Origin of the sequence: Vibrio sp. 1751 (assembly GCF_033339895.1) — a bacterium.
Classification (GTDB): Bacteria; Pseudomonadota; Gammaproteobacteria; order Enterobacterales; family Vibrionaceae; genus Vibrio; species Vibrio alginolyticus.
The window spans coordinates 1-8,142 of the sequence record NZ_JAWOVM010000129.1; the positions used below are offsets into that span (position 1 = coordinate 1).

Sequence of the window (8,142 nt, forward strand, 5' to 3'; positions counted from 1 at the left end):
GTTAAGGCAGCGAACAAAACGCTAATCATTTGTCGAGACATATCCATTAAACCCACTTCACATTCCCGAGGTAAGTGACTTACCTATTTATATAGTTAGAGTATTAATGCCGAGCAGAGAAATCATTAAATTCCACTGAATGGCATAGAATGATTAGACAACTTGGTTGCAGCTGTTAAATCAATGTAAATAATGGGTGATTATATCCCGATAACTTGTTGCAATAAACAACAAGTTATCCATGACAGGGCGTGAATCACATCAAAAATCCACTTTAACGGAAGATAACTGTCGAAAAAGAGACCAAACGATAAAAAAAGTAAAAAAAGTACTAGACGGCATAGTGTGATATCCGTATTATTCCACTCCGCCGATAGGGCATGCGCCCGTAGCTCAGTTGGATAGAGCGTTGGCCTCCGGAGCCAAAGGTCGAAGGTTCGAATCCTTTCGGGCGTACCATTGCCTCGGAGGATACATCGGTAAAAATCAGTGGTGGCTATAGCTCAGTTGGTAGAGCCCCGGATTGTGATTCCGGTTGTCGCGAGTTCAAGTCTCGTTAGCCACCCCATTCTTTCTTTTTTAGATTGAATGCGGTAGCATTGCTCCCAATCTTGATTCAATCAAGATAAAACATCGTCGGTGAATAGCGCAGCTTGGTAGCGCATCTGGTTTGGGACCAGAGGGTCGGGGGTTCGAATCCCTCTTCACCGACCACTATTTAGTTTATGGCTCTAATAGAGCGGTAAACAGCAAAAATTGATGGTGGCTATAGCTCAGTTGGTAGAGCCCTGGATTGTGATTCCGGTGGTCGCGAGTTCGAATCTCGTTAGCCACCCCATTAATTAAGGTGACTTCTTAGTTGAAGTGTCCTGTCTGATTTGAGAAAATCAGCAAATACAGTTCGGTGAATAGCGCAGCTTGGTAGCGCATCTGGTTTGGGACCAGAGGGTCGGGGGTTCGAATCCCTCTTCACCGACCACTATTTAAAGCCTCAGTCGAAAGACTGGGGCTTTTTTGCATCTCTCCTGAAAAGAATCGGCATTCCATTTCAATTTTTCCCAAAAGTGTACAGCTCTAGGGGCTTTTGACCACCTATGATCCAAATGCTTTTCGAGCTGACAAAATAAACCCCAGAGCAGTGTCTGGGGTTTTGTAGTTTTCTAATCCGCTGCTTTTATTGGGCGAGTGTTTTAAGGATTTCTTTCAGTTCTACCGTTTCTTGGATTTCAAAACTTGGCGTTATATCCGTTGAGTTGCTTGCGCCTGTCGCATTCACCCACACACTCAAAATGCCCATATTGTTAGCGCCAGCAATGTCAGCAGGTAAAGAGTCGCCCACGTGTAGAGCCTCTTCTGGTTTTACTTCGACCAAGTCGAGCGCTTTTTGGAAAATACTTGTAGCAGGTTTCTCTTCTGGCTCTTCTCCTCCCACAATAATATGGTCCACCCAGTTGCTCATTTGTGTCGCGTTTAATTTAGGGTGTTGAGAAAAAATCGGACCGTTAGTGATCACGACGAGTTTGTAATGTTGACGAAGGTCGCTGAGCATTTCTTTTACACCAGGGAAGAAGGTGAACGCGCCCATACGTGCAGAGTCAAAGTAGTCTTGAGCTTGTTGAGCCTCTTTTGCAGTGATGCTGACGCCTTGCTCCGCCAAGATGTTTTGGATCAGGCCACAACGGAAGGCATTTTCATCGGGTAGCAGAGCCACAAGGTGAGGGAACTCAGCATTCAGCTTTTTGTATACACCCTGCAAGTAGCGCTGCAAAAACGCTTTTGGTTCGGTAACTTGTGGGTAGGTCTTATGAATCCAAGTTGTAAACGCTTGTCCTGCAACTTTATCGGCTTGTGACGTTGCACATAAAGTCTCGTCCATATCAAAAAAAATCGCTTTAAGCACAGGGGCTCCTTTTATTTACGGCTTGGCTTTGACACTGTTCATCTATTATCCCACTCTCAATTGTGTCGTAAAGGGTTAAAATCGGCGAGTTTTCTTATGACGTACGAATGAGGATAGCGGTACTTTCCTTTGCTTAGTCAATAAACCGCTTAAGTGGCGCATAATCTGCGTTGGAGCAGGATTTGTGTGGTTTTGCTGTTTTGTTCACGTTTTGACCTATCCTTTCTCTTCCTAAGTTTGGCTTTTTGTATTTGCCGACTATTTTATTAATAGTTTTTTATGTTGAAAAAACACTTTTTGCATATGATATTGTTTGTTAAATGTTAATAAATTCACATGAATAATATGGTTAATGATCTTGTTTAGCTCATGTTTACTTTTAGAGCATTTTTCTAGTTTTATTGGTGCATGACGCACAAAAATAGTGTGATATGAAAATAGTTAAATACTTGTTAATGCATTTTTATTCGCTAATTGTGCGTTTATTTAATGTTTTTTCGGCGGAATATACTTTAATTGTTGCTTTTTTGTGTGATTTTTGCCAAATTATTTCCGCATTAAGATTTCAGAGTATTATTCTGAATTTGAACGGATTCATTCAGGTGATGAATGGTGCCTTTGGCATGATTCGATACCACAGACAAGGCAGTAGAGGTCTGAAATGTCACTATTAGAAGTGAAAAACCTTCGTATTGAATACCCATCCCGACACGGCGTTCACGCTGCCGTGAAGTCACTTTCTTTTCATATTGAACGTGGTGAAATCGTGGGTGTTGTTGGCGAATCAGGTGCGGGTAAATCCACCGTTGGTAACGCTGTTATCGATTTGCTTAGTCCCCCAGGTCGCGTTGCTAGCGGTGATGTATTCTTGGATGGAGAAAAAATTTCTGGCCTATCACCAGAAGCGATGCGTAAGGTTCGCGGCTCGAAAATAGGTTTTATTTTCCAAGATCCGATGACCTCGCTCAATCCACTTTTTACTGTTGAGCAACAGCTGAAAGAGACGATCCACGCTAACATGAAGGTCTCTGATGAAGAGGCGTATCAGCGCGCGCTTTCTCTTATGCAGCAGGTTGGTATTCCGCAACCAGAAAACCGCTTAAAACAGTACCCGCACCAATTCTCTGGTGGTATGCGTCAGCGTGTTGTCATTGCTATTGCTTTGGCTGGTGAGCCTGATCTCATCATCGCGGACGAACCAACTACGGCGTTAGACGTTTCTATCCAAGACCAAATCCTCAACTTGATCCGCGAGCTGTGTATCAAGAACAATGTCGGCTGTATGTTGGTTACTCACGATATGGGTGTAGTCTCCAACGTCACCGATCGCGTGGCGGTAATGTATCGTGGTGACTTGGTGGAGTTTGGACCAACAGCCAAAGTATTGGGCGATCCTGATCACTCTTATACTCGCAGTCTAATTTCAGCGGTACCACGTTCAGACAGAAAGCTAGATCGTTTCCCGTTAGTAAGCTATATCGAAGAAGCGGCGGAAATGGAGCCACTCGATATCAAGAACCACTGGTTAGGACAAAGCCAAGATGAGCGTGAGTACACTGGCCCGCTTTTGGACGTGAAGAACGTCAATCTTCGCTTTGTGACCAAAGACTCTTTGTTCGAAAGCCGCCGAGAATACGTGCAAGCATCTAATAATGTGAGCTTTGAAGTGCACGAAGGCGAAACCTTTGGTTTGGTGGGCGAGTCTGGTTCAGGTAAATCGACCATTGCACGTGTGATTGCTGGTTTATACCAACCTAACTCTGGTCAGGTGAAATTCGAGGGCATTGACCTGACCGCTTTAACCTCTGAGAAAGAGCGCCGCCCGATGCGTCGTCAAATGCAGATGGTGTTCCAAAACCCATATACTTCAATGAACCCTCGTATGAAGGTATTCGATATTATTGCTGAGCCAATCCGTTTTCATAAATTGACGAAAAACGAGTCGGAAACTCGCCAAATCGTGAATGACCTATTGGATCATGTTGGTTTGGGTCGAATGGCTGGGCTTAAGTATCCTCATGAATTCTCCGGTGGTCAGCGTCAGCGTATTTCTATTGCGCGTGCGTTGGCGACTCGTCCTCGACTTTTGATTTGTGATGAACCGACCTCAGCACTGGACGTATCGGTACAGGCACAAATTCTAAACTTGCTGAAAGATCTGCAAAGTGAGCTGAACTTGACTATGTTGTTTATCAGCCACGATTTACCTGTTATTCGTCAGATGTGTGACCGAGTAGGTGTGATGCAAATGGGTACACTTTTAGAAGTGGCCCCAACAGAACAGTTATTCACGGCACCTCAACACGAATACAGCAAAAAATTGATTTCTCTGATGCCGGAGTTTACTGGCTTGCGAGAAGAGATCGAAACGGCATAAACCAAGCAATTCGCTTGGCTAACCTTTAGTCATAACAAAGACGCAAACACAACAACAAGGGATCCGTATCCCCGCATGAAGGAGTTATGCAAATGAAAACCATGAAAAGCAAATTAGCAGTGGCGCTAATGGCTGCGGGCCTAAGCTTTAACGCAATGGCAGCAGATATCAAAGTTGGCTATGCAGCTGACCCAGTATCGCTTGACCCACATGAGCAGCTATCAGGTGGCACACTGCAAATGTCACACATGGTATTTGATCCGTTGGTTCGCTTTACTCAAAAAATGGATTTCGAGCCTCGCCTAGCAGAAAGCTGGGAACGTATTAACGATACGACTGTTCGTTTCAAACTGCGTGAAGGTGTGAAATTCCATTCTGGCAATACTCTAACGGCTGACGACGTCGTGTGGACGTTCCAGCGTTTACAAAGCTCTCCTGACTTTAAAAACATCTTCGACCCGTACGAAAAAATCGTCAAAGTTGACGACAACACGTTCGATCTTGTAACTAAAGGTCCTTACCCACTAGTGCTGCAAACCGCAACGTACATTTTCCCAATGGACAGCAAGTTCTACACGGGCAAAACTGCGGACGGCAAAGACAAGTCTGAGCTAGTGAAGCACGGTAACTCATTTGCATCGACTAACGTATCTGGCACGGGTCCATTCATTGTGACTTCACGTGAACAGGGCGTAAAAGTGGAATTTGAACGCTTTAAAGATTACTGGGACAAAGAGTCGAAAGGTAACGTTGATAAGCTAACGCTTGTGCCAATTAAAGAAGACGCAACTCGTGTAGCAGCGCTGCTTTCTGGCGGTGTTGACATGATTCACCCTGTAGCGCCAAACGACCACAAACGCGTTGAAGATGCTGACGGCATCGACCTAGTTACGCTACCTGGTACTCGTATCATCACGTTCCAACTAAACCAAAACAGCAACGAAGCATTGAAAGACGTTCGCGTTCGCCAAGCGATTGTTCACGCAATCAATAACGAAGGTATCGTGAAGAAAATCATGAAAGGCTTCGCAACGGCTGCTGGTCAGCAAAGCCCGGCAGGTTACGTGGGTCACGATGACAAACTGGTTCCTCGCTACGACTTGAAGAAAGCGAAAGAACTGATGAAAGAAGCGGGTTACGAAAATGGCCTGACGCTAACGATGATCGCACCAAACAACCGTTACGTGAATGATGCGAAAGTAGCACAAGCGGCAGCGGCAATGTTGTCTAAGATCGGTATCAAGGTTGATCTGAAGACCATGCCAAAAGCGCAGTACTGGCCTGAGTTCGACAAGTGTGCGGCAGACATGCTGATGATCGGTTGGCACTCAGATACAGAAGACTCAGCGAACTTCAACGAGTTCCTAACTATGACTCGTAACGAAGAAACCGGTCGTGGTCAGTACAACTGTGGTTACTACTCAAACCCAGAAATGGACAAAGTGGTTGAAGCTGCGAACGTAGAGACGGATCCTGCGAAACGTGCAGAAATGCTGAAGGGCGTAGAAGCAACACTATACAACGACGCAGCATTCGTACCGCTACACTGGCAAAGTGAAGCATGGGGCGCGAAGTCTAACGTGAAAGCGGCAGATATCGTTAACCCAATGGTAATGCCTTACTTCGGTGACCTAGTGGTTGAATAATCACGGTTAGTCGACTTTGAGGAGGGATGGATTTCCCTCCTCAACTTAAAGCACTCGACTCAGTTTTGTTTCAGTCGGATTGAGTTGGTTATTTAGACTGAATTTTCTCTCTAACATAGAGATCTATGGATAGTTAAGGGGCAAGGAATGTTTTCGTTTCTGGTCAAGCGCCTGTTTCAGGCACTGATAGTGATGTTTGTGATCAGTTTGGTGGCGTTTGCCATTCAGGACAACCTGGGTGATCCGCTGCGTGAGCTTGTAGGTCAGTCGGTTTCGGAATCGGAGCGTCAAGCGCTACGCGACGACTTGGGCCTGAACGATCCCTTTATCACAAAGTACACGCGCTTTGTGGGTAATGCACTACAAGGTGATTTGGGTACCTCATATTTTTTCAAGCGACCTGCGGTTGAGGTGATTCTCGACAAGCTGGTAGCTACATTAGAGCTCGTGTTTGGCGCGACGCTTATCATCATTGTTTTCTCTATTCCGCTTGGGGTGTACTCTGCGATTCATCCTAAGAGTGTTTTTACCAAATTTGTGATGGCGATGAGCAGTGTCGGTATCTCGATTCCGGTGTTCTTAACCGCAATCATGCTGATGTATGTCTTCTCCATAGAACTCGGTTGGCTGCCTTCCTACGGGCGGGGCGAGACCGCTAATGTGCTCGGTTGGGAATCTGGCTTCTTTACCATTGATGGTATCAAGCACCTCATCCTACCTTGTATTGCGCTAGCGTCTATCATGCTGCCGTTGTTCATCCGTTTGGTACGTTCAGAAATGCTGGAAGTACTGAGTTCGGAATACATTAAGTTCGCCAAAGCAAAAGGTTTGAACTTACAAAAGATTTATTACCAACATGCACTTAAGAACACCATGCTACCAGTATTGACGGTAGGTGGCGTGCAGATTGGTACCATGGTGGCCTACACCATTCTTACTGAAACCGTGTTCCAATGGCCGGGCACTGGCTTCCTTTTCCTAGAGGCAATCAACCGTGTAGATACACCGCTGATCACTGCCTACGTTATCTTTGTTGGTCTGATCTTCGTGGTAACCAATACCATCGTTGACTTGCTGTACGGCATCATCAACCCAACTGTGAACCTAACTGGAAAAGGAGCTTAATCATGAGCCAATCAAATTTAACACCAGCTCCTGCTCCATCAGCGTGGCAGCGTTTCAAAGAGTCAGATTTTCTGTATTACTTCAAACGCGACAAAGTGGCGATGGCGAGTTTTACCGTCTTTATGATGTTCTTAGTATTGGCATTGGCTGCACCGGTTCTTGCGCCAACAGACCCGTACGATCTGACGTCTATCGACATCATGGATTCTGAGTTGCCACCTTCGTGGATGGAAGATGGCGATGAGCGCTTTGTGTTGGGTACTGACGAGCAAGGTCGCGATATTTTATCGACCATTCTTTACGGCTCTCGTCTGTCTCTAACCATTGGCTTCCTGGCTGTTGGCCTTCAGTTGGTACTGGGTATCATCATTGGTTTGTCGGCGGGTTATTTCGGTGGCCGTATCGATAGCTTCTTGATGCGTTTTGCAGACGTACAGTTGTCGTTCTCGACCATGATGGTCGCGATCATCGTGTCAGCTATCTTCAAAGCCAGCTTTGGCAGTGATTTTTACAGCCAATATGCGGTGGTCATGCTGGTGGTGATCATCGGTGTGGCAGAATGGCCGCAATACGCACGGACCATTCGCGCCTCGGTATTGGCAGAGAAGAAGAAAGAATACGTAGAAGCGGCACGAGTGATGGGCTTTAAAGCGCCACGCATCATGTTCCGTCACATCCTGCCGAACTGTCTATCACCAATCTTGGTTATCTCGACGGTACAGGTAGCGAATGCGATCATGTCGGAAGCGGCACTGTCATTCCTAGGTTTGGGTCTTCCTGTTGATCAGCCGTCACTAGGTGCGCTGATCAGCATCGGCTTTAACTACATCTTCTCAGGTGCGTGGTGGATTACTGCCTTCCCAGGCATCGTGTTGGTTACACTGGTTCTGGTTATCAACTTATTGGGTGACTGGTTACGAGATGTATTCAACCCGAAACTGTACAAAGGTTAAGGATTTTCCCGCCAAGCGTTGTAAATTCGCTTAATTCCTTCCTAAACTGAGAGCCGGATGCAAATTCCGGCTCTTTTTTTGCTAGTTATTCTTTGTTCACATTTTTTTGGCGCTTTGCCGCCATAATGACCTTACCCACTA

At 45.8% G+C, this 8,142-nt stretch carries 5 protein-coding genes and 5 tRNA genes; 9 read left to right on the forward strand and 1 reads right to left on the reverse strand.

The features are described from left to right. Window positions 1-382: 382 nt before the first annotated feature. The 5 genes from R7041_RS21775 to R7041_RS21795 all read left to right on the forward strand — a co-directional run bounded on the left by R7041_RS21775 (window position 383) and on the right by R7041_RS21795 (window position 979). Window positions 383-459 (forward strand) — tRNA-Arg (locus tag R7041_RS21775). A gap of 33 nt (window positions 460-492) precedes the next feature. After that, window positions 493-568 (forward strand) — tRNA-His (locus tag R7041_RS21780). A 69-nt stretch (window positions 569-637) separates the two neighbouring features. Further along, window positions 638-714 (forward strand) — tRNA-Pro (locus R7041_RS21785). A gap of 48 nt (window positions 715-762) precedes the next feature. Next, window positions 763-838: transfer RNA gene (locus R7041_RS21790), tRNA-His, on the forward strand. Between the two features lie 64 nt (window positions 839-902). After that, window positions 903-979, forward strand: a tRNA-Pro gene (locus R7041_RS21795). Between the two features lie 195 nt (window positions 980-1,174). Here the strand turns inward: R7041_RS21795 and R7041_RS21800 are convergent. Further along, window positions 1,175-1,900, reverse strand: coding sequence for an HAD family hydrolase (locus tag R7041_RS21800; RefSeq protein ID WP_005379107.1), 726 nt, complete (start codon window positions 1,898-1,900; stop codon window positions 1,175-1,177). A gap of 661 nt (window positions 1,901-2,561) precedes the next feature. On the opposite strand from R7041_RS21800, the gene R7041_RS21805 reads away from it, so the two are divergent. The 4 genes from R7041_RS21805 (at window position 2,562) to R7041_RS21820 (ending at window position 8,001) form a co-directional block, all read left to right on the forward strand. Continuing rightward, entirely contained in the window at window positions 2,562-4,277 is a 1,716-nt protein-coding gene (locus R7041_RS21805; protein WP_005379108.1) for a dipeptide ABC transporter ATP-binding protein, read from the forward strand. 92 nt (window positions 4,278-4,369) lie between these two features. After that, window positions 4,370-5,923: an ABC transporter substrate-binding protein gene (locus R7041_RS21810; protein ID WP_005379109.1), complete on the forward strand. Its 1,554-nt coding sequence runs from the start codon at window positions 4,370-4,372 to the stop codon at window positions 5,921-5,923. 147 nt (window positions 5,924-6,070) lie between these two features. Next, window positions 6,071-7,048, forward strand: a complete 978-nt coding sequence (locus R7041_RS21815) for an ABC transporter permease (RefSeq protein ID WP_005379110.1) — start codon at window positions 6,071-6,073, stop codon at window positions 7,046-7,048. Window positions 7,049-7,050: 2 nt separating this feature from the next. After that, window positions 7,051-8,001, forward strand: coding sequence for an ABC transporter permease (locus R7041_RS21820; RefSeq protein ID WP_064368881.1), 951 nt, complete (start codon window positions 7,051-7,053; stop codon window positions 7,999-8,001). Window positions 8,002-8,142 lie beyond the last annotated feature (141 nt).

Bases quoted from the DNA above. Each gene is read 5' to 3' on its own strand.
- R7041_RS21805 (WP_005379108.1), top strand. From the start codon at position 2,562: ATGTCACTATTAGAAGTGAAAAACCTTCGTATTGAATACCCATCCCGA.
- R7041_RS21810 (WP_005379109.1), top strand. From the start codon at position 4,370: ATGAAAACCATGAAAAGCAAATTAGCAGTGGCGCTAATGGCTGCGGGC.
- R7041_RS21815 (WP_005379110.1), top strand. From the start codon at position 6,071: ATGTTTTCGTTTCTGGTCAAGCGCCTGTTTCAGGCACTGATAGTGATG.
- R7041_RS21820 (WP_064368881.1), top strand. From the start codon at position 7,051: ATGAGCCAATCAAATTTAACACCAGCTCCTGCTCCATCAGCGTGGCAG.